This window comes from Corynebacterium sp. HMSC068H04 (assembly GCF_001811255.1).
GTDB lineage: Bacteria > Actinomycetota > Actinomycetes > Mycobacteriales > Mycobacteriaceae > Corynebacterium > Corynebacterium hesseae.
The window spans coordinates 98,007-117,703 of record NZ_KV803997.1; the positions used below are offsets into that span (position 1 = coordinate 98,007).

Genomic DNA, 19,697 nt, shown 5'->3' on the forward strand with positions numbered 1-19,697 from the left:
TCATGTCCAAACGCAGCACGACGCTGGCCTCCCTGGCTGCCGAACTCGGGGTTTCGCCCACCACGGTGTCCAACGCGTATAACCGCCCGGACCAGCTGGCGCCTGCCACCCGCGAGCGCATCCTCGCTGCCGCGGCCGAGCGCGGCTACACCGGCCCGGATCCCACCGCGCGCAGCCTGCGCACGCGCCGCCAGGGGTCGCTGGGGGTCCTGCTCACCGAGCACCTGTCCTATGCCTTCGAGGACATGGCTTCCGTGGACTTCCTCGCCGGGATGGCGGAGGCTTCAGCGGGGGCGAGCACGACCCTTACCTTGATTCCCGCCGGCCCGGATACCGTGGGCGCCCCCAACGATGCCCAGGCGGCGCAACTCGTAGGGTCGGCGGCGGTTGATGGCTTCGTGGTCTATTCCGTGGCGGCGGGCGATGCTTATCTGGAGGCCGTGCGCCGTCGCTGTCTGCCGGTGGTGGTGTGTGACCAGCCCACGGATTCGGGCCTGCCCTTCGTGGGCATCGACGACCGCGCCGCGATCGCCCCGGCGGCGCAGGCGCTTGTCGACGCCTCCCATACCCGCATCGGCATCCTCACCATCCGCCTGCACCGTGAGCGCCTCGACGGCGAAGTGACGGCCGAACAGCTCGCCGCGGCGGACATGCACGTCCAGCGCTCGCGCGTGCTGGGGGCGCTGGACGTCTTCGCGCAGGCGGGCCTCGATCCTTCAGATATCCCCGTGGTGACGCGCCACATCAACGACCCGCGCACCGCCTATGCGGCAGCCGAAGAGTTGCTGAGCGCCCACCCCGAACTCACCGCGGTGCTGTGCACGACGGACTCGATGGCGCTCGGCGTGATAGCTTATGCCCGCGATCATGGAATTGCTGTGCCCGAGCAGCTTTCCGTCACCGGATTCGACGGCATCGCGCCGGCCCTAGCGCTGGGACTGAGCACCGTCGTGCAGCCGAATAAGGAGAAGGGAGCGGCGGCCGGGCGCATGTTGGCGGGCCTCATTGAGGGCGACGGTGGTGCGGCGCGCACGTTGCTTTCGACGTCTTTCCGCCCCGGGCGCACAGTGGCCCCGGCCGGGGCTTAAGAGCTGTGCTGCGCGCGGGCGGACGCGAGTTCTTCGAGGAACTCCGTCACCGCCGCGATATCTGGTAGGCGAAGCGCTGCCTGCGTTGCGCCCTCGCCGACCTTGACGCCGAGGTCCGGCGGCTGGTTGAGCACGGCGAAGCCGTCTTCGTCGGTGGTGTCATCCCCTAAGAAGACCACCGCTGTGGCGCCGACGCGCTGGCGAAGCTTTTCAATCCACGTGCCTTTCGTGGCCTGCGTTGCGGAGAACTCGACGACGCATTTGCCTTCTGTCTTGGGGAAGCCATCGGCGCTTAACGCTGCCCCTTCCGCATAGGCGGCGGCCGCGGCGTCCGGGTCTTGCAGCTCTAGTGCGCGCAGGTGCAGCACGCGCTGGAAGGGTTTAACCTCCAGCTCCGCGCCGGGGTGGCGGGCGATGATCTCCTTCAGCTCTTCTTCCTTCTTGGCCAGATGGGCTTTCATCTCTGGGCTTAAGGAGGATTCCTCCCACGAGGATTCGGCTCCATGGGAACCGCCAAAGAGCACCGGTTCGCGCAATGGGCACACCCGCTTCAGGCCGTCGAGGTGCCGGCCAGAGAGTACTGCGGCGGTGGTGTGCGGGAGCGCCGCAAGGGAGGCCAAGGCATCGAGTGAGCGCTGCTCTGGGCGCACGTCATAAGCGTTTCGGGCGAAGCCAGCTAGGGTGCCATCAAAGTCGGACACAACCGCGAGGTGTTCGGCGGAGGCGAGAGCATCAATCATGCTTCCCACCCTAGCGCTGAAAATTTCGGCGCTAGAGCGAGGACATGCGGATGATCGGTGAATCCACTTTATCGGTGCGCAGCGTCAACACCAGCTGGTTGTTGGGGTTGAGCGCAAAGTCGAACTCATGGCCTTCGGCGATGAGGTTGCGCATCAGCGAATCGGCCCACCGGACCGAGCCCTCGCAGTCTTCACCGTTCGGTGGGCTCTCGTAGGTGGCTTTTTCTACCCTCATCACGTCACCCTCCCAGATCGTGGAGGCCTTGTTCCCTTTGTGGAAGGAGACCTCGGCGGTGAAGGGGACGCAGCCGGTCGAGCCCACGGCAGTGTGCTCACCGAAACTCATGTGCGGCACTTGCGCGGTATCGGCTGGGAGGGAGGATGGCGCGTCCGGGGAGGTATAAAGGTTGATGACCTGCCAATCCTTGCCCACGATGCGATCATCGCCGCGCGGCGTGGGCTCCTCGTCCGCGGAGCCGCACCCGGTGAGGCCACTTGCGAGCAGCGCCGAGGTGAGCACAGCGGTGAGCGCTGCGGCGGGGCGGCGTCGCATCATGCTTCCTCCTGATCCAACGCGCCGAGGAAGGACTGCGACCACAAAGCGATATCATGCTGGCGCACCTGCTCGTTCATGGCAGTCATGCGCTCGCGCATGGTCTCAGGCGATTCCTCCAGCGCCTTGACCGCGGAGAGCAGGGCGCGCTTGATGGATTCGATGTCGAAGGGGTTGCACAGGTTAGCTTGAGTAAGCTCTGCCGCCGCACCTGCGAACTCGGAGAGCACGAGCGCGCCGGAGCCATCGCCGTGGGAGGCCACGTATTCCTTGGCCACTAGGTTCATGCCGTCCTTAAATGGCGTGACCAGCATGATGTCCGCGAGCCTGTAGTAGCGGCGCAGGACCTCCTTCGGAACGGAGCTGTGCTGATAGTGCACCACCGGCGCACCGAGGCGCCCGAAGCGCCCATTGATGCGGCCTACGGCTTCCTCCACCTTCGAGCGCGTGGCGCGGTAGTGGTCGATGCGCTCGCGCGAGGGCGTGGCCAGCTGCACGAAGGTCACCTCTTCTGGGTCCAGCGCCCCGGTTTCGAGGAGCTCCTCGAAGGCAGTAAGACGCTGCAGGATGCCCTTTGTGTAGTCGAGGCGGTCGACTCCCAAAATGACGTGCGTGGGGTTACCCAACTCCGCACGTAGCTGGGCGATGTCCCCCGCATCACCGCCTTCAGCGAACTCACCCGCCGCAATGGAGATGGGGAAGGCGCCGATTCCGACGGAATGCCCACTACTGGTCACGATGCGCGCGGTGACTGCGCGGGTGCTCACTTCACCTTCGACCTTCAGGCCCTGGGCGCGGGCGAGCTCTAGGAAATTGCGGGCGTTGGATTCGAGGTGGAAGCCGATCAAGTTGGCGTCGAGAAGCCCCCGCACCAACTCCTCACGCCACGGCAGCTGACGGAAGAGATCCGGGGAGGGGAAGGGGATGTGGAGGAAGAAGCCGATGGTGAGATCGGGGCGCAGCTGGCGCAAGATGCCGGGCACGAGCTGCAGCTGATAGTCCTGCACCCACACCGTGGCATTCTCCGCGGCGACGGCCGCTACCTCGTTGGCAAAACGTAGGTTGACCTCGCGGTAAGCATCCCACCAATCGCGGTTGTAGACGGGGGTGACGATGAGGTCGTGGTAGAGCGGCCACAGGGTGGCATTGGAAAAGCCCTCGTAGAAGGCTTCATAATCCTCTTGCGTGAGGCGTACCGGGTGAAGCAGGACGCCGTTGTCGGTGGTGAAAGGCTCAGGTGCCTCGTCGGCCACGCCCGGCCAACCCACCCAACAGCCCTGGTGTTCTTCCAAGACAGGGGAAAGCGCGGTGACGAGACCGCCGGGGGAGGCCTTCCATTCACGGGTGCCGTCGGCGGAGGTCTCGAGGTCCACCGGCAGGCGGTTGGCCACGACTACGAAGCTATTGCTGCGCCCGGACATAATTAGGCTTTCTTCGCGGCCTTTTTAGTTGCCTTCTTGGTAGCCTTTTTGGTCGACTTCTTAGTGGCCTTCTTGGAGGCTTTCTTCGTAGCCTTCTTGGTCGCCTTCTTGCTGGACTTCTTGGAGGCCTTCTTCGTTGACTTCTTGCTGGACTTCTTTGGAGCAGCATCGGCTTGCTCGGCCAAGACCTTGCGGTGCACCAAGCCTTCCGGTTCGACGCCCAGCATCGACATAAGAGTCACGCCGTCAAGGAAATCCTCCGCATAGGTGGCAACGACGCGGCGCGCGGCGCGGGCGGTCTCTTCCTCTACTGCATGAGTCTGGTCAGCCGCTGGCTGAGTATCTGTGACCTTTGGTGGCACGGAGTCCTCCTGGGATGAAGTGTGAAAGCTTTCAGACCGGCTATTCTACGCTATTGCGACGCCGATGGGGCGCTCGGGTCATCTTTGCCGGGCACCGTGTAGGTGGGGCGCTGCGCTGGAAACTCCGTGGTGACGGGCCACATGTCCGTGACGGCATCACCCTGCTGGAAGCGCGCCTGCTGTGCAGGTGTGGGCGGTTTGGGGCCATACTGCGGCGGTGGGGCCGGCAGGTTGTGACGCGGAGCGAAGGGCGATAGGGGAACGCGCGGAATGCGGGCGCGCTGGGCCAAACGGGTGGCACGCGAGAAGGAGAACGTGCCCAAGCGCTTGATCGAGTTATAAGGCCGGAAGTATTGCGGGCGGCGCAGGCGGCGGGCCACTCGCTCGCCGAAGACCACGCCAGCGGCTAGTGCACCGGAAATGGCGAGGGCGCTGGCCAGGTTGGTCAGGCCGGTAATGAGCTGTTCGTTGAGCATGGCGTACATGCCGCGGTACAAAGTCAGACCCGGCAGCATGGGGGTATAGCCCACGATCATGGTGATGAGCGGCGGCATCATGTAGCGGCGGGAGAGGAGACCACCCGCGAGGCCTACCGCCACGGCCGAGAATCCGGAGGCGACGACAGCGCCAACGCCGAAAAAGACGACGAGGAAGTAGTAGAAAACCATACCGGCGGCCGCCGTGAGCCCGGAGATGGTGACCTCCGACCACGAAGCCCCCAAGGCCAACGCGAAGGCGGCGGAGCCGATTCCGCCGCACAGCACCAGAAGCGGGATCTGGTGATAGACGGGTGGCGCGAGCGTCGCCAGCGGCGGCAGGCTAAAACCCACCCATGAGGCAACCTGGATACCCAGGCCCACGCCGGCGATGATGGCGCCGGTGGACATGAGGGCCTCGAAGAACTTGGCGGAGGAGGTCACGGGCGCGCGCGTGATGCCGTCCACCAGGCACTGCACCAAGGTCAGTCCCGCCACCAGCACGATGATGCCCGAACCGATGATCTGGGAGGACAGAATGTGGATACCAAAACCCGCGAAGACGTTGTAGAGAATGGCCGCGGGGACAACGGCAAGCAGGCCACCGACGAGGTTCTGATAGAAGGGCGGCAAGCGGTAGCCGGCCAGGAACATGTTCGTGCCCATGATGAGCGCCGAAATGAGGAACGTGATGACGCCGACGAGGAGATCACCACCGAGCATGACGGCGATAAACCCACCCATGGCTCCCCAGGCGCTGACGATGGTGGTTGTGGAATAGGGGTTCTTCATCGCGTCGATATCATCCAGGACCTTCTCCGCCATGGCCGGCGGCGTGGCACCGGAGTGGATGGAGCGGATGAGGCGGTCGACGGCGGACAGCTTGGTGAAGTCCACAGCGATGCTCGGCGCCACGCGGAAGACGTGGAGGTTTCGCCGGTCCGGGCCCGTGCCGATAGCCGTGTGGATAGTGATCGTGTTCATCAGGATGGACACGTGACAGTAGTGCAGACCATAAGAGGATGCGACGAGGTGAATCTGCGCCTGGACGTCAGTATTGGCGGAGCCAGCCGCAATCAGGATTTCCCCGACGCGCGCGGCGATCTCCATGACGCCCGTGACTTGGGCCGGGTCGGTGAGATCGACCGGGGCAAGAGGGGAGGGCGGTGGTGCGGCCTTCGCGGCGTCAATGGTGGCGACGGGGGCCGAACGGTACAGCAGGCGCTGGCGCAAGGAAGAAAGAACAGACACGGAAAAGAAAGACCTCATCAACACTTCTGGGTTCGGTAAGTCAGCACTTTAGTAACTGCCGCCGATTTATGCACCTGCCAGTGCTTTTCGGGGTCCTCGCACCCGCTTTTTCGCAGCGCAAGCACCCTGGCTTTCCTTCCACGGGGTGGTCTCAGGTACGATTCCCTCTAGCGGATTAGCCGCGGTGCTGGAGTGGCGCAATTGGTAGCGCAACGCACTTGTAATGCGTAGGTTGCGAGTTCAAGTCTCGTCTCCAGCTCAAAAGGGCCTTTTTAAAGGCCCATTTTTTGTTAGTCGGTGAGGTGGCCTAGGGCGACGTCGATAAGCGTCCGGCGTCGCTGCGGTGACAGGGGGCGCTCGGTGAGGTGATCATGGACCCACAGGCCGTTCGCTATCACCATCGCGAGCGCCACGGATTCATCCTCCGTAGCGGGATCGGGGAGCCAACGCTCGTCGACATCCCTCCACACCTTCTGAAAATCCGGATGGGACTGCGCGTGGATGGACATCAGCAGCTCAATGAGCGGATCATTCTTGCCCATTGATTCCAACGCGGCACGGTAGCGCTGGCGCGGGCTTAATTCCTCGGCCGTCTTGCGGTCTGAGAGTGCGATAAGCTCCTCCTCCCAGCGCTCCGCGCACAACGAATGGCAGTCTATGAGCAGCTGGTGCCGGGTGGGGAAGTGGTAGATGAGCCCAGACTTGCTCATGCCCGTGGCCGTGGCCAAGGAATCATAAGTGAGCGCGTGGACGCCGTCCTTCTCGATGATGGTGAGCGCCATGTCGAGCGCTTCGACCTTTTTACTAGTGCGAGGCATCGGCACCTCCTGACGTGGGGTTGGTGCGGAAGCACCAGCCGGTGACCGCGGCGAAGACGAGCATGACTACGCCGAGTCCTGCGGCGGTGGCCAGGTAGGCGTCGGTATAGGCGGGGCCGGCAACCTCCGCGAGCGCCGGGTTGTGGAGCGCTTCCATGCCTAGGTCTTGGACGTCTTCGGGCAGACCGCTCTTGTACACCATGGGCAGTACGGAACCGGTGATCGCAATCGAGAGCAGCGTGCCGAATTCATAGGAGACCTCCTCTACGCCGGCGGCCATGCCGGAGCGCGAGGCGGGGGCGGCGCCGATGATGGCGGTAGAGGAGACTGACATGACAAGTCCCGCGCCGATTCCGGTGATGAATAGGCCCGCCAGGTATGCGGGGAAGATGTCGTGTGTGCCGCCCCACACCACGCAGCCGATGCCCGCCGCCATGAAGAGGAAGCCACCGGCGATGATCGGCAAGAAACCCCAACGGTGGAGGTTGGCACCACCCAACGCGGACATTGGCAGCGCCGCCAGCGCGATGAGGGAAATGATGAGCCCGGCATGAAGTGGGGAATACAGGTCCACCAGCTGGAGCTTCTGCGTTGTGGTCATCTCTAGTCCCGCCATGCCAAACATGGCGCCCGCCGCAGCCAAGACGCCGCCGCTGAAGATGGGGGAGCGGAAAATATCGAAGGTGAGGAGTGGTTCCTTCAGCTTGTGCTGGCGGCGGGTGAAGAGGATGGCGCCGATGAGGCAGGCGGCTAGCGCGCCGCCGATGAGCATGGCGTTGAGGTGGGCGCTGGCCACCGACTTGATGACGAGTATCAGCGAGGCCAGCGTGATGAGCGCATACAGCGAGGAGAGGAAATCCCAGTGCTTCGCCGGGTTCGCCATATTCGGCGGGGCGAGGAAGGCCGTGAGGATGAGCGCGATGATGACGATGGGCACGTTGACCAAGAAGACCGAGCCCCACCAAAAATGCTCCAGCAAGAAGCCACCCACCGTGGGGCCGGCCGCCGCACCCACGACGGCGATGGAGCCCCAAATGCCGATGGCCGTATTGCGCTCAATCTCATCCTCAAAGGTCAACCGGATGAGGGCGAGGGTCGCGGGCATCATGATGGAGGCCCCGAGGCCCAAAAAGGCGCGAGCCGCGGCTAATTCCCACGCGCCGGGCGCTAGCGCTGCGGCCAGTGATGCGATGCCGAAGATCCACAGGCCGATGACGAACATGCGGCGGTGCCCGATTTTATCGCCCAACGTGCCGGTTCCCAGCAGGAGGCCGGCCAGCATGAGCGCGTAGGCGTTGATGATCCACAGCTGCTGCAGCGAGGTGGCGTGGAGCTGATCGGAGAGCACCGGTAGCGCGGTGTAGAGGATTGAGTTGTCTAAGCCGATCATGAGCAGGCCCAGGGAAATGACGCCAAAAAAGGTCCACCGGCGCGTAGCGGAGGCGCGGAGGGATTCGGCGGAGGCTTTCACGTGGAGGTCTGACATGGTTCGAAACTATAGCGAACGGTCGTTACAGTTTCAAAGCTTAGAAGGTCGAGTTGTTGTCGCAGTCACAAAGTTTCTAGGACGTGAGAAGTCAGCTTTATGGTGGCGAAACGCGCCTTAAAGGGGGAACACTGGGGGCCGTTAACGGCAAAAGTTAGAGAGGTAAATCATGGCACGCAATTACGCCACACAATTAGTAGAAACCTTGGAAGCCCAGGGTGTGAAACGCATCTACGGCCTCGTCGGCGATTCCCTCAACCCCATCGTGGACGCAGTGCGGAAGTCCTCCATCGAATGGGTTCACGTTCGCAACGAGGAGGCCGCAGCGTTTGCCGCGGAGGCCGATTCCCTCACCACCGGCAACCTTGCCGTGTGCGCCGCATCCTGCGGCCCGGGAAATACGCACCTTATTCAAGGGCTTTACGACGCCCACCGCAACGGCGCCAAGGTCCTCGCCCTGGCCAGCCACATTCCTTCCCGCCAGATCGGCTCGAAGTTCTTCCAGGAGACCCACCCGGAGGCCATCTTCCAAGAGTGCTCGAGCTACTGCGAGATGGTGAACTCCGCTGACCAAGGTGCCGTGGTCTTGCACCACGCCATCCAGAGCACCATGGCGGGCAAGGGCGTGTCCGTCCTCGTCATCCCGGGCGATGTCTCCACGCAGGAGGCCGAGGATGATACCTTCACCTCCTCTGTTATCTCCGCCGGCAGCCCGGTCGTCTTCCCGGATCCTGCCGAGGCTGCCGCGTTGACCCAGGCCATCAACGAGGCCAAGACCGTCGCCCTCTTCGTCGGCGCCGGCGTGAAGAACGCCCGCGAGCAGGTCCTCGCGCTCGCCGAAAAGATCAAGGCCCCCATCGGCCACGCCCTGGGTGGCAAGATGTACATCCAGTACGACAACCCCTTCGACGTCGGCATGTCCGGCCTGCTCGGCTATGGTGCAGCCCACGAGGCCACCCACGAAGCAGACCTGCTCATCCTGCTGGGCACGGATTTCCCCTACAACGACTTCCTGCCGGATGCCAACGTGGCGCAGGTTGACATCGACGGCTCCCACATCGGCCGCCGCACCCGCATCAAGTACCCGGTGACCGGTGATGTTGCCGCCACCATCGAGAACATCCTGCCGCACGTGGAGGAGAAGAAGGACCGCTCCTTCCTGGACAAGATGCTCAAGAAGCACTACGACAAGCTGAATCATGTCGTCGAGGCCTATACCTCCGGCGTGGAGAAGCACACCCCGATCCACCCAGAGTACATTGCCGATCTCATCGATCAGCAGGCCGATGAGGACGCCATTTTCACCGTCGATACCGGTATGTGCAATGTTTGGGGCGCGCGCTACATCACCCCGAATGGTAAGCGTGAGCAGATTGGTTCCTTCCGCCACGGCACCATGGCCAATGCTCTGCCGATGGCCCTCGGCGCGCAGGCGGCGAACCCGGGCCGCCAGGTCATTACGTTCTCTGGTGACGGCGGTCTGTCCATGCTCATGGGCGAGCTCCTCACGGTGAAGCTGCACAACCTGCCGGTGAAGATGTTCGTGTTCAATAACTCTTCCCTCGGCATGGTCAAGCTGGAGATGCTGGTCCAGGGCCTCCCGGAGCACGAGACCGACCACGAGCACGTCAACTACGCCAAGATTGCGGAGGGCGCGGGCATCAAGCACTTCCGCATCGAGGACCCGAAGGAAGCGCCGCGCCTCATCAAGGAGGCCTTGGCCTACGACGGGCCTGCGCTTATCGACGTCGTCACCGACCCCAACGCCCTCTCCCTGCCACCCACACTGACCTTTGAGCAGCTGCTCGGCTTCTCCAAGGCGGCAACCCGCACCGTCTTCGGCGGCGGCGTGGGTCAGATGCTCACCATGGCGAAGTCCAATCTGCGCAACATCCCGCGCCCGCAGGACTTTTAATGTGCCGGCGTTAAGCGCCACACATTAAAAGGGGGCTACGTCGAAGGAGCTCACACCTTGGCGGGGTCTTTGACCGGGATGAGCACGAGGGCTCCTACGAGCAGGACCAGCCCAATGGCGAGCACGCCTCCCCGGTCGCCTTGGCCCAACAGTGAGACGAAGACACCGAACAGGAAAGGCGTCAACCACGCCACGGCCCGCCCGGTCGTGGCGTAGAGGCCGAACATCTCGCCTTCGCGCCCTGGCGGGGCAACGCGCGCCAAGAAACCGCGGGCGGAAGCCTGGGCTGGTCCCACACATAGGCACAAGATGAGTCCGCAGATCCAGAAGGCCGTCGGCCCCTGCGCCACGAACATGATGCCGGCCATGAGCGTCAAGATAGCCAGGCAGGTGAGGATGATGGCTTTGGGGCCCACGTGGTCGTCGATCAGCCCGCCCGCCACCGCGCCTAGCGCGGCCGCAACGTTGGCGGCAACGCCGAAGATGAGCACGTCACCGGGAGACAATCCATAGACGGACACCCCCAGCACCGCCCCGAAGCTGAACACGGCCGAGAGCCCATCGCGGAAAATGGCCGAAGCGAAGAGGAAAGCAAAGGCATTGCGGTCCTCCCGCCACAGCGTCACCACCGTGCGCCACAGCTCGCGGTAAGACGCCGCCACACCACCCGTCGATTCACCCGACGGCGCAATCTCCGGCACACGCAGCAACACAGGAATGGCAGACAACCCAAACCACGCTGCTGAAAGCAACGCTACGAGCCGGATATTCCAGCCGCCCTCCGTGTTTAGCCCTAGTGCGCCGCCCTCGCCGGAGACGAATCCGAAATAGCAGATGAGCAGCAGCGCGATGCCGCCGAAATAGCCCGCCGACCATCCCAAGCCGGATACCCGGCCCACCTTGTCCTCGGAGGCCACTTGATTGAGCTGGGCAAAGTAATTGACTTCGGCGAATTGGATGGTCACCGAACCTACCGCCAGGCCGATAAGCCCGAGCCAGAAATACGCGGGCGCATCATTGCGGATGAAGAATAAGCTAGCCATGACCAAGAACGTCAGCAGGGACCAGAAACCCAGCGCGCGCCGCCGCGTGCCCAGCCGGTCAGAGCGCTGGCCCATCACGGGGGTGACCGCAAAAATCACCAGCCCCGCCACCGTCATGGACCACGACAACCATTGTGCCGGTGTGAACTGCGAATCAATCTGCTGGCCCACCGAGTCGGTGAGGTAGACCGAGAAAATAAACGTCACGAGAACCGCGTTGAAAGCTGCCGAACCCCAATCCCACAGGGCCCAAGCAGCCACGGTGAGGCGGTCAGTGCGTGTCGAGGCGTGAGTCATGCTTCATTATCGTAGGCAAAAACATGTGCTGAGTGGCAGGAGTTGCACTTAACGCGACGTCAACTTTTAGGCTCAACGGCATGCGTAACGACTACAGCATCGGCGACGTTGCCAAAATCCTCAAAGTCACCACCCGCACGTTGCGGCACTGGGATGACATTGGGCTGCTCAGCCCACAGTGGCGCACTGGGGGTGATCACCGCCTGTACACCGAAGATGACGTGCAACGCGGGATGGACATCCTGATTTATCGCAGCGTGGGAATTGAACTGAAGGACATCGCAGTGCTTCTCGATGCCCCTTCCTCCGCCACCCTGGCCCGCCTCCGTGCCCAACACGAGGCTTTGCAGAAGCGGCGAGCCGACGTCGATGCCATGTTGTACGCAGTGGAAAGACTAATTGAGGAGACTGAAATGGATAAGAACCTAAGCCCCAGCCAAAAAATGCGCAACCTGGGTGACGCATGGCCCCAATTGCAGGAAGAAGCCCACGAGAAGTGGGGAGACAGCACAGAGTGGGCGGCCAGTGCGGCCGTCTCAGAATCGATGGGGAAGAAAGACTGGGAGGAATTCTCCGTGGAGCATGAACACTTTGCGGCCGAGCTAGAGGAGGCCGCGAAAGCGGGACTTGAGGCAGGCAGCGAGGAGGCGAAGGAGATCGTCGACAAGCACTGTGCTCTCATCGCCCAGTGGTACCCGGTGTCGAGGTCCAAGCAAGTGCTCCTGGCGCGCATGTATTGCGAGGATCCGCGCTTCGATGAGACTTACCGTGGCAACGCCGACTACCTGCGCCAGCTGATCGAGGCTCAAGCCCAGGCAGAAGGGCTAGATCTGGATAATCTCGTGTGGGACTAATTTGTTCACAGCGCACGTCCAGACTCCGCTCAGTACCCTGGGAAGGCGTAGTGCAATACTTCTCACTTTGAATGAGAAACCCCCACGCCACCTAGTCATAGGAACAGCGGAGAAAGGACCAAAGCGGGACCATGGATGATTCAAAGGACGTCAAGGTACTTGTCGTCGATGACGAGCCCAATATCGTTGAACTACTTACCGTCTCCCTGAAGTTTCAGGGCTTCGATGTACACAGCGCCAACTCCGGCAACGAGGCTCTGCGCATCGCGCGTGAGATCAATCCCGACGCCTACATTATGGACGTCATGATGCCGGGCATGGACGGTTTTGAGCTGCTGGGCAAGCTGCGCGCAGAAGGCCTCGACGGCCCCGTCCTCTACCTCACAGCCAAGGACAGCGTGGATCAGCGCATCCATGGCTTGACCATCGGTGCGGATGATTACGTCACCAAACCCTTCAGCCTGGAGGAGGTCATCACCCGCCTGCGCGTGATCCTGCGCCGCGGCAATGCGGTGGATGATCAGGATGGCAGCGCCACCATGACCTATGCCGACCTCACTCTCAACGATGACACTCATGAGGTCACCAAGGCCGGGGAGATCGTGGAGCTTTCGCCCACCGAGTTCAACCTGCTGCGCTACCTCATGCAAAACCGCGAGGTGGTGCTGTCCAAGTCCAAGATTTTGGACAACGTCTGGCACTACGATTTCGGCGGCGATGGCAACGTGGTCGAGTCCTACATCTCCTACCTGCGCCGCAAGATTGATACCGGCGATACACCGCTGATCCACACCGTCCGCGGCGTTGGTTATGTGCTGCGTACGCCGCGCTCGTAGGCTTTTCCACTATGAGCGAATCCCCCGCGAACACTCAGGGCTCGGATTCTGGATCCTCTTCGGTGCGGAACAGCGCCCTGCGCCGGCGCATGCAACGCCCTAAAGCGCTGCCCCTGCGCACGTGGCTGCTCGTCCTCATGGTTCTGGTTTCGGGCTTGGGCCTGGCTATGTCCTCCCTGGCGGTGTCATCGATTATGCGCAACGTTCTCTACACGCGCGTGGACACGGAGCTCAATGACGCGATTGGCTCCTGGGCCAGCAACCTCGACGCGGCCTTTTATACCCCGCAGGACGGAAGCCGCCGGCCCCCGACGGACTATGTAGCACTGGCGTATTATCCCGATGGTTCCGTGGTGACCACGCGGCCGATGGCGGGGTTGCCGGATGCCCGCTCGGTGGTCGTCGGCGGCGAGCCCACGAGTGTCCGCTCGGTTCAAGGCGAAACCGAATGGCGGGCCGTGGCGAAGCTCAAATCGGATGGTTCCGTGGTCGTCGTGGCCAAAGACATGACGACGGAGAACTCCATCCTTAAAGGCCTGGCCATTGTCCAGGTCATTATCGCGGCGTTGGTCATGCTCATCATCGCGTTGGTGGGCATGTGGCTCATCCACAGAGCCTTGCGTCCGCTGCGCGTGGTGGAGAAAACGGCCTCCCAGATCGCGGCGGGCAACCTGGATAAACGCGTGCCGGAGTGGCCGCTGCACACCGAGGTGGGGCAGCTCGCCGCAGCGCTCAACGTCATGTTGACGCAGTTGCAAAACTCCGTGCTCCATGCGCAGGAGAAGGAGCAACAGATGCGCCGCTTCGTCGGCGATGCCTCCCACGAGCTTCGCACCCCACTGACCAGCCTGCGCGGCTATACGGAGCTGTACCGTTCGGGGGCAACCCAAGACCCGGAGTTTGTCTTCAGCAAGATCGATGCTGAGTCGAAGCGCATGTCGTTGCTGGTGGAGGATCTGCTGGCCCTGACGCGCGCAGAGGGCTCGCGCCTCGATATGCGTGAGGTGGACATGCTGGAGCTCGTGCTCTCTGTGGGTTCTTCGGCGCGCGCGGCATTTTCTGGGCGCACCATCAACGTCAACAACGAAGCCTCCGGGATTCCAATGGTCAACGGAGACCCGGACCGCTTGCACCAGGTATTGCTTAACCTGGTGTCCAACGGCATCCGCCACGGCGGTGATGAGGCGTCGGTGACGCTGACGTTGCGGGATGACGAGGAGCACGTGCTTATCGACGTTGCCGATGACGGCAAGGGCATCTCCCCCGAAGATGCAGCCCACATCTTTGAGCGCTTTTACCGTGCTGATAGCTCACGAACCCGCGATACGGGTGGCTCGGGCCTAGGCTTGGCCATTGTGAAGTCTCTGGTTGAGCAGCACGGCGGTTCGATTTCCGTGGATTCGGAGCTGGGCAGCGGCTCGGTGTTTACCGTCCAGCTGCCCAAGGCGGCAGCTAGTTCCTAGCTGCCGAAAGGTAGCAGTCAGCTCTTAGCTGTCGCGGCGGCCGTCCTCATCCGTGCCGAGGTGCTGGCGGATACGCGCGGCGGCCTCGTCCATGGCAGCGGGGTCGGTGGCGTCGGCAGCGAAGGCCTTGGCAAAGTCGTAGTCTTCCATCTTCTCGGTGGGGAAGAGGTGGATGTGGGTGTGGGGAACGTCGAAGCCGGCGATGATGTAGCCGGTACGTGGGGTGTCGAAGGCCGTCTTGATGGCGCCACCGATTTCCAGAGCGATGGCGTTGAGGTGTGCCCAGGTTTCAGGATCGAGGTCAGTCCACTTATCTACTTCCTCGACCGGCACCACCAAGGTGTGGCCGTAGCGCAGCGGCTCGATGGACAAAAATGCCACGCATTTCTCGTCGCGGTAGACAAAGCGAGCAGGCAGCTCGCCCTCGATGATCTTTGTAAATACTGAAGACATGGCCCCTAGGCTACCGCCAGTTAAGATAGACGGCATGCGCATTCTCGTTATCGGTTCGGGCGGCCGCGAACACGCCCTGCTCACTGGCCTGAAAGCTGACCCCACTGTTACCGATCTGCACATCGCACCGGGCTCCCCGGCCCATGCGAAGCAGGCCACCGTCCACCCGGAGTATTCCCAGGTGGACGATCCTGCGCGCATGGTTGAACTAGCCGTGGACATCGCCGCTGACCTCGTCGTCATCGGGCCGGAGGTGCCGCTGGTGAAAGGCGTGGCGGATGCACTGCGTGAGCGCAGCATTGCGGTCTTCGGGCCGTCGGCAAGCGCGGCGCAAATCGAGGGTTCCAAGGCCTTTGCCAAGGACGTCATGGCGGCCGCCGGCGTGCGCACCGCCCGCGCAGAGCAGCTCGCCCCTGGTGTAAGTGATGCGGACATTGAGGCCGCGCTCGACCGCTTCGGCCCGCACTTCGTGGTCAAGGACGATGGCCTAGCCGGCGGCAAGGGCGTGGTGGTGACCGAATCCCGCGAGGAAGCCCGCGCGCACGTCGATGCCGTTCATGCAGCCGGCAACCCGGTGCTGCTCGAGTCCTTCCTTGACGGCCCCGAGGTCTCCCTGTTCTGCCTCGTGGATGGTGAGACCGTCGTGCCGCTGCTGCCGGCGCAGGACCACAAGCGTGCCTATGACAACGATGAAGGCCCCAACACCGGCGGCATGGGCGCTTATACGCCGCTGCCGTGGCTGCCTGCCGACGGTACCCAGCGCATCGTCGACGAAGTTTGCGTCCCCGTGGCCAAGGAAATGGTCAAGCGCGGCACGCCGTATACCGGGCTGCTATATGCGGGACTGGCCTGGGGCAAGGAAGGTCCGGCCGTCGTCGAATTCAATTGCCGTTTCGGTGACCCGGAAACGCAGGCGGTCTTGTCCCTTCTGAAGTCCCCACTGGGAGAGGTCCTGAACGCCACCGCGACAGGGCAACTCGCGGACCTTGCGCCGCTGGAGTGGGAGGAAGGCTACGCCGTTACCGTGGTGCTGGCTGCCGAGGGTTACCCGGCTTCCCCGCGCAAGGGTGATCCGATCACCTCGCCGGATCTTGATGATCCCACCCGCGTCCTCCACGCTGGCACCACCACGGGGGAGGGCGGATACGTATCCAACGGTGGTCGTGTCCTCAACGTCCTCGGCCGCGGTGCCACCTTGGCCGACGCCCGCGCCGCCGCCTACGAGGTGCTCGACGGCATCAAGCTGGAGGGCAGCTTCTTCCGCAAGGACATTGCGTTGCCAGCGGAAAAGGGCCAGATCAGCATCTAGTCCGCTGATAATGCCGCCTTTGGGGCGAGGCGTGGAATAATGAGCGACGTGGCTGAAAAGAAGAACATTTCCAACGTCCTGTCCGCTCGATACGCCTCCCCAGAGATGGCTGAAATCTGGTCCCCAGAACACAAGATTATTCTGGAGCGCCAGCTGTGGATCGCGGTGATGAAGGCGCAGAAGGATCTCGGCGTCGATATTCCCGCCCAGGCCATCGCCGCCTATGAGGCGCAGGTAGAGAACGTGGACCTTGCCTCGATTGCCCAGCGTGAGCGCGTCACGCGTCACGACGTCAAGGCACGCATCGAGGAATTCAACGCTCTGGCCGGCTGCGAGCACATCCACAAGGGAATGACCTCGCGCGACCTGACGGAAAACGTCGAGCAGCTGCAGATTCTGCGTTCCTTAGAGCTGGTGCGCAATAAGGCCATCGCGGTGGTCTCGCGCATTGGTGAGCACGCCGCGCAGTACCAGACGCTGGTGATGGCAGGCCGCTCCCACAACGTTGCTGCGCAGGCGACGACCTTGGGCAAGCGCTTCGCCTCGGCTGCCGACGAGCTCCTGCTCGGCATCGAGCGCGTGGAATCCCTGTTGAGCCGCTACCCGCTGCGCGGCATCAAGGGCCCGATGGGCACCTCGCAGGACATGCTCGACCTCATGGGAGGCTCCGAGGACAAGCTCGCCGCGCTGGAGACGCGCATTGCGGATCACCTGGGCTTCTCCCGCGTATTCAACTCGGTGGGCCAGGTTTACCCGCGCTCCCTCGACTTCGACGCTGTGTCTGCGCTCGTTGAACTGGGTGCTGCGCCCTCCTCGCTGGCCACGACCATCCGCCTGATGGCCGGCAACGAGACCGTGACTGAAGGATTCAAGGAAGGCCAGGTCGGCTCCTCCGCGATGCCGCACAAGATGAACGCCCGCTCCTGCGAGCGCGTGTGCGGTTTCCAGGTAATCCTGCGCGGCTACCTCACCATGGTGGCGGATCTGTCTGGCCAGCAGTGGAACGAGGGCGACGTGTTCTGCTCGGTGGTCCGCCGCGTGGCACTGCCGGATGCCTTCTTCGCCATTGACGGTATGTTTGAAACCTTCCTCACCGTGCTCGCGGAATTCGGTGCCTTCCCGGCGATGATCGACCGCGAACTGGAGCGTTACCTGCCCTTCCTTGCCACCACCCGCATCCTCATGGCGGCGGTGCGCGCGGGCGTGGGCCGCGAAACCGCGCACGAGGTCATCAAGGAAAACGCCGTCGCCGTGGCGCTCAACATGCGTGAGAATGGCGGGGAGCAGGATCTGATCGAGCGCCTAGCTGCCGACGAGCGCCTGCCGCTCGATGCCGCCGCCCTCGAGGCCGCGCTGTCGGACAAGCACGCTTTCATCGGCGCTGCCGAATCGCAGGTGAGCCAGATTCTGGGCCGCATCAAGGCGATTGCTGATCAGCACCCGCAGGCCGCCGCCTACACCCCGGGCGAAATCCTTTAGTTTCACCCCTTGGCGGTACGTTTCGATCAATTAAGGTTGCCAGCTCTTCAATTTTCTAGCCCCTATTTGATCGAAACGACCTCCCATCGGCGGCCGGACAACCCGGCACTAGCTCTTAGGCCATTCCAGGGATGCGCAGCACCGGCAGCTCGAAGCCGCCGAGGGATTTGCCGTTGGTAGCAAGGTAGCCGCCGATCATCAGAGCGGTGAGCACCGCCATGATGCCGAGAACCGTAGCACCCGTGGACGAGGTTTGCTGCTGCGTCGTCTTGCCCGGGATGGGTAGCTCCGGCACCGGCTGGATACCTTCCTGCGCACCGCGGCTGTGCAGCTCTTCCACGCACTCGGCAAAGGACTGCACCTGCGCTGCGTTGAAGGCATCGACGGCCTCCTTTTCCTGCGCCTGGTTTTCTGCCAGAGCGGCGCGCAGCTTAGGGCTGAAATCGCTACCCGTAGACAATAACGGTGCCGGTCCCTTCTCAGTCCGGGACTTCGCCGCATTGATCGAGTATTCGGCATCCCCTGGCAACAGCACCGATTCATCCTCCACCAGGTCCTCCGGGGCGGACGCGCCGACCATGATGATGACCATATCCGCGCCCGTGTAGCCGGCCTTGCCCAGCGCGGCCACCGTCGCCGCGTAGCCCGGAGCCTTGCTGATATCGCGCGAGGTGTACGCGGAGAAGTCCAGCTTCGGGAACTGCGCTTGAATCTTCTCCGAGGTCGTGCGGATGGTGTTGATGTAGCCCGCCCGGACGTCGCGGGCTAGTGCGCGATCCGTGGCGGACGCCGACATCGTGCACAGCCACTGTCCGTGGGCGGACTCGCGCACGGAGATGTCGGCTGCGCGCGCAGCGGGCACAGACAGGGCGGCGCCCACCAGCGCAGCGGAGGTCAAAAGGGAGGTCAGGCGAGAGTGCACGGGCTTAGCTCCTCGGGATTGGGATGTATCTTGAAGCAGTCTAGACGGGTCTAGAATGTATGTCATGCGTCCAGAACTTTCTTCCTATGCCCACATCGCCTCCGGCAAGGTGCGCGATATCTACGAAATCGATGACAGCACCCTGCTCATGGTGGTCTCCGACCGTATTTCCGCCTATGACCACGCCCTCGAGCCGGCCATCCCCGACAAGGGCCGCGTGCTCACGGCGACGTCGAAGTTCTTCTTCGACGCCATCGACTTCCCCAACCACCTGGCCGGAACGCTCGATGATGAGCGCATCCCCGAGGAAGTCCTCGGTCGCTCAATGGTCGTGCAGAAGCTCGACATGCTTCCCTTCGAATGCGTCGCCCGCGGCTACCTCACCGGCTCCGGACTCAAGGAGTACAAGGCATCCGGCAGCGTGTGCGGAGTCAAGCTGCCGGAAGGGCTGACCGAAGCTTCCCGCCTGCCCGAGCCCATCTTCACCCCAGCCACCAAGGCGGAGCAGGGCGAGCACGATGAAAACGTTTCCTTCGACGTCGTCGTGGACAAGCTCGGCCGCGAACGCGCCGAGGAGCTGCGCGATGCCACCCTGCGCATCTACGCCACGGCCGCCGCGTTGGCGGAGGAGAAGGGCATTATTTTGGCGGATACGAAGTTTGAGTTTGGCGTCGATAAGCACGGCACCCTGGTGCTGGCCGATGAAGTCCTCACCCCGGACTCCTCGCGCTACTGGCCGGCCGACACCTATGAGGAAGGCAAGGTCCAGCCTTCCTTCGATAAGCAGTACGTGCGCGATTGGCTCACTAATTCCGGCTGGGACAAGGAGTCCACGCCGCCGCGCTTGCCGGACGACGTTGTCCAGGCCACCCGCGCGCGCTATGTTGAGGCCTTTGAGCGCCTGTCCGGAACCACCTTTTAAGGAGGCTGA

At 63.0% G+C, this 19,697-nt stretch carries 18 protein-coding genes and 1 tRNA gene; 9 read left to right on the top strand and 10 right to left on the bottom strand.

The features are described from left to right. Positions 1 to 2: 2 nt before the first annotated feature. On the top strand, positions 3 to 1,088 hold the full coding sequence (locus HMPREF2792_RS07140) for a LacI family DNA-binding transcriptional regulator (protein ID WP_070532317.1): 1,086 nt from the start codon (positions 3 to 5) through the stop codon (positions 1,086 to 1,088). Here the strand turns inward: HMPREF2792_RS07140 and otsB are convergent. Genes otsB through HMPREF2792_RS07165 form a run of 5 tightly spaced genes read right to left on the bottom strand, consistent with a single transcriptional unit; the run spans position 1,085 to position 5,891 of the window. Continuing rightward, a complete protein-coding gene (gene otsB, locus HMPREF2792_RS07145; protein ID WP_070532319.1) occupies positions 1,085 to 1,828 on the bottom strand; it encodes a trehalose-phosphatase in 744 nt (247 codons plus the stop codon). The two genes, HMPREF2792_RS07140 and otsB, sit on opposite strands and share 4 nt — an antisense overlap. A gap of 31 nt (positions 1,829 to 1,859) precedes the next feature. After that, a complete protein-coding gene (locus tag HMPREF2792_RS07150) occupies positions 1,860 to 2,384 on the bottom strand; it encodes a hypothetical protein (RefSeq protein ID WP_070532320.1) in 525 nt (174 codons plus the stop codon). Further along, positions 2,381 to 3,802, bottom strand: coding sequence for an alpha,alpha-trehalose-phosphate synthase (UDP-forming) (locus tag HMPREF2792_RS07155; protein ID WP_070532321.1), 1,422 nt, complete (start codon positions 3,800 to 3,802; stop codon positions 2,381 to 2,383). The genes HMPREF2792_RS07150 and HMPREF2792_RS07155 overlap by 4 nt, the downstream gene beginning before the upstream one ends. 2 nt (positions 3,803 to 3,804) lie before the next feature. Continuing rightward, positions 3,805 to 4,164 (bottom strand): hypothetical protein, encoded by a 360-nt coding sequence (locus HMPREF2792_RS07160; protein ID WP_070532324.1) that lies wholly within the window; start codon positions 4,162 to 4,164, stop codon positions 3,805 to 3,807. 50 nt (positions 4,165 to 4,214) lie between these two features. Further along, a complete protein-coding gene (locus HMPREF2792_RS07165; RefSeq protein WP_070532427.1) occupies positions 4,215 to 5,891 on the bottom strand; it encodes a threonine/serine exporter ThrE in 1,677 nt (558 codons plus the stop codon). A gap of 186 nt (positions 5,892 to 6,077) precedes the next feature. Between HMPREF2792_RS07165 and HMPREF2792_RS07170 the strand changes: the two genes are divergently transcribed. After that, positions 6,078 to 6,150: transfer RNA gene (locus HMPREF2792_RS07170), tRNA-Thr, on the top strand. A 31-nt stretch (positions 6,151 to 6,181) separates the two neighbouring features. On the opposite strand, the gene HMPREF2792_RS07175 is transcribed toward HMPREF2792_RS07170, so the two are convergent. Together HMPREF2792_RS07175 and HMPREF2792_RS07180 are read right to left on the bottom strand one after the other, a co-directional pair. Continuing rightward, positions 6,182 to 6,709 carry a TetR/AcrR family transcriptional regulator gene (locus HMPREF2792_RS07175; protein ID WP_070532327.1) on the bottom strand — a complete coding sequence of 176 codons (528 nt, stop codon included), beginning with the start codon at positions 6,707 to 6,709 and terminating at the stop codon, positions 6,182 to 6,184. Beyond that, complete coding sequence (locus HMPREF2792_RS07180) at positions 6,696 to 8,195, bottom strand: MFS transporter (RefSeq protein WP_070532329.1); 1,500 nt, start codon at positions 8,193 to 8,195, stop codon at positions 6,696 to 6,698. The genes HMPREF2792_RS07175 and HMPREF2792_RS07180 overlap by 14 nt, the downstream gene beginning before the upstream one ends. Before the next feature lie 169 nt (positions 8,196 to 8,364). Here HMPREF2792_RS07180 and HMPREF2792_RS07185 point away from each other — a divergent pair, with 169 nt between their 5' ends. Further along, on the top strand, positions 8,365 to 10,110 hold the full coding sequence (locus HMPREF2792_RS07185) for a pyruvate dehydrogenase (RefSeq protein WP_070532332.1): 1,746 nt from the start codon (positions 8,365 to 8,367) through the stop codon (positions 10,108 to 10,110). Between the two features lie 50 nt (positions 10,111 to 10,160). Here HMPREF2792_RS07185 and HMPREF2792_RS07190 read toward each other — a convergent pair whose 3' ends face one another. Beyond that, positions 10,161 to 11,450, bottom strand: a complete 1,290-nt coding sequence (locus tag HMPREF2792_RS07190; protein ID WP_070532335.1) for an MFS transporter — start codon at positions 11,448 to 11,450, stop codon at positions 10,161 to 10,163. Between the two features lie 80 nt (positions 11,451 to 11,530). Here HMPREF2792_RS07190 and HMPREF2792_RS07195 point away from each other — a divergent pair, with 80 nt between their 5' ends. The 3 genes from HMPREF2792_RS07195 to HMPREF2792_RS07205 all read left to right on the top strand — a co-directional run bounded on the left by HMPREF2792_RS07195 (position 11,531) and on the right by HMPREF2792_RS07205 (position 14,603). Next, positions 11,531 to 12,304, top strand: coding sequence for a MerR family transcriptional regulator (locus tag HMPREF2792_RS07195; RefSeq protein ID WP_070532337.1), 774 nt, complete (start codon positions 11,531 to 11,533; stop codon positions 12,302 to 12,304). Between the two features lie 131 nt (positions 12,305 to 12,435). After that, entirely contained in the window at positions 12,436 to 13,140 is a 705-nt protein-coding gene (locus tag HMPREF2792_RS07200) for a response regulator transcription factor (RefSeq protein ID WP_070532340.1), read from the top strand. An 11-nt stretch (positions 13,141 to 13,151) separates the two neighbouring features. Further along, entirely contained in the window at positions 13,152 to 14,603 is a 1,452-nt protein-coding gene (locus HMPREF2792_RS07205) for a sensor histidine kinase (protein WP_070532342.1), read from the top strand. Positions 14,604 to 14,627: 24 nt separating this feature from the next. On the opposite strand, the gene HMPREF2792_RS07210 is transcribed toward HMPREF2792_RS07205, so the two are convergent. Then, positions 14,628 to 15,056: an HIT family protein gene (locus tag HMPREF2792_RS07210; protein ID WP_010188927.1), complete on the bottom strand. Its 429-nt coding sequence runs from the start codon at positions 15,054 to 15,056 to the stop codon at positions 14,628 to 14,630. Positions 15,057 to 15,090: 34 nt separating this feature from the next. Here HMPREF2792_RS07210 and purD point away from each other — a divergent pair, with 34 nt between their 5' ends. Both purD and purB read left to right on the top strand, forming a co-directional pair. Next, on the top strand, positions 15,091 to 16,365 hold the full coding sequence (gene purD, locus HMPREF2792_RS07215; RefSeq protein ID WP_070532345.1) for a phosphoribosylamine--glycine ligase: 1,275 nt from the start codon (positions 15,091 to 15,093) through the stop codon (positions 16,363 to 16,365). A gap of 39 nt (positions 16,366 to 16,404) precedes the next feature. Then, positions 16,405 to 17,844 (top strand): adenylosuccinate lyase, encoded by a 1,440-nt coding sequence (purB, locus tag HMPREF2792_RS07220; RefSeq protein ID WP_070532348.1) that lies wholly within the window; start codon positions 16,405 to 16,407, stop codon positions 17,842 to 17,844. A gap of 115 nt (positions 17,845 to 17,959) precedes the next feature. On the opposite strand, the gene HMPREF2792_RS07225 is transcribed toward purB, so the two are convergent. Further along, complete coding sequence (locus HMPREF2792_RS07225; protein ID WP_070532350.1) at positions 17,960 to 18,766, bottom strand: serine/threonine protein kinase; 807 nt, start codon at positions 18,764 to 18,766, stop codon at positions 17,960 to 17,962. 64 nt (positions 18,767 to 18,830) lie between these two features. Between HMPREF2792_RS07225 and HMPREF2792_RS07230 the strand changes: the two genes are divergently transcribed. Continuing rightward, positions 18,831 to 19,688: a phosphoribosylaminoimidazolesuccinocarboxamide synthase gene (locus HMPREF2792_RS07230; protein ID WP_070532429.1), complete on the top strand. Its 858-nt coding sequence runs from the start codon at positions 18,831 to 18,833 to the stop codon at positions 19,686 to 19,688. Positions 19,689 to 19,697: the final 9 nt, after the last annotated feature.

Coding starts and splice junctions, on each gene's coding strand:
- HMPREF2792_RS07140 (WP_070532317.1), top strand. CDS start 3: ATGTCCAAACGCAGCACGACGCTGGCCTCCCTGGCTGCCGAACTCGGG.
- otsB (WP_070532319.1), bottom strand. CDS start 1,828: ATGATTGATGCTCTCGCCTCCGCCGAACACCTCGCGGTTGTGTCCGAC.
- HMPREF2792_RS07150 (WP_070532320.1), bottom strand. CDS start 2,384: ATGATGCGACGCCGCCCCGCCGCAGCGCTCACCGCTGTGCTCACCTCG.
- HMPREF2792_RS07155 (WP_070532321.1), bottom strand. CDS start 3,802: ATGTCCGGGCGCAGCAATAGCTTCGTAGTCGTGGCCAACCGCCTGCCG.
- HMPREF2792_RS07175 (WP_070532327.1), bottom strand. CDS start 6,709: ATGCCTCGCACTAGTAAAAAGGTCGAAGCGCTCGACATGGCGCTCACC.
- HMPREF2792_RS07180 (WP_070532329.1), bottom strand. CDS start 8,195: ATGTCAGACCTCCACGTGAAAGCCTCCGCCGAATCCCTCCGCGCCTCC.
- HMPREF2792_RS07185 (WP_070532332.1), top strand. CDS start 8,365: ATGGCACGCAATTACGCCACACAATTAGTAGAAACCTTGGAAGCCCAG.
- HMPREF2792_RS07190 (WP_070532335.1), bottom strand. CDS start 11,450: ATGACTCACGCCTCGACACGCACTGACCGCCTCACCGTGGCTGCTTGG.
- HMPREF2792_RS07195 (WP_070532337.1), top strand. CDS start 11,531: ATGCGTAACGACTACAGCATCGGCGACGTTGCCAAAATCCTCAAAGTC.
- HMPREF2792_RS07200 (WP_070532340.1), top strand. CDS start 12,436: ATGGATGATTCAAAGGACGTCAAGGTACTTGTCGTCGATGACGAGCCC.
- HMPREF2792_RS07205 (WP_070532342.1), top strand. CDS start 13,152: ATGAGCGAATCCCCCGCGAACACTCAGGGCTCGGATTCTGGATCCTCT.
- HMPREF2792_RS07210 (WP_010188927.1), bottom strand. CDS start 15,056: ATGTCTTCAGTATTTACAAAGATCATCGAGGGCGAGCTGCCTGCTCGC.
- purD (WP_070532345.1), top strand. CDS start 15,091: ATGCGCATTCTCGTTATCGGTTCGGGCGGCCGCGAACACGCCCTGCTC.
- purB (WP_070532348.1), top strand. CDS start 16,405: ATGAGCGACGTGGCTGAAAAGAAGAACATTTCCAACGTCCTGTCCGCT.
- HMPREF2792_RS07230 (WP_070532429.1), top strand. CDS start 18,831: ATGCGTCCAGAACTTTCTTCCTATGCCCACATCGCCTCCGGCAAGGTG.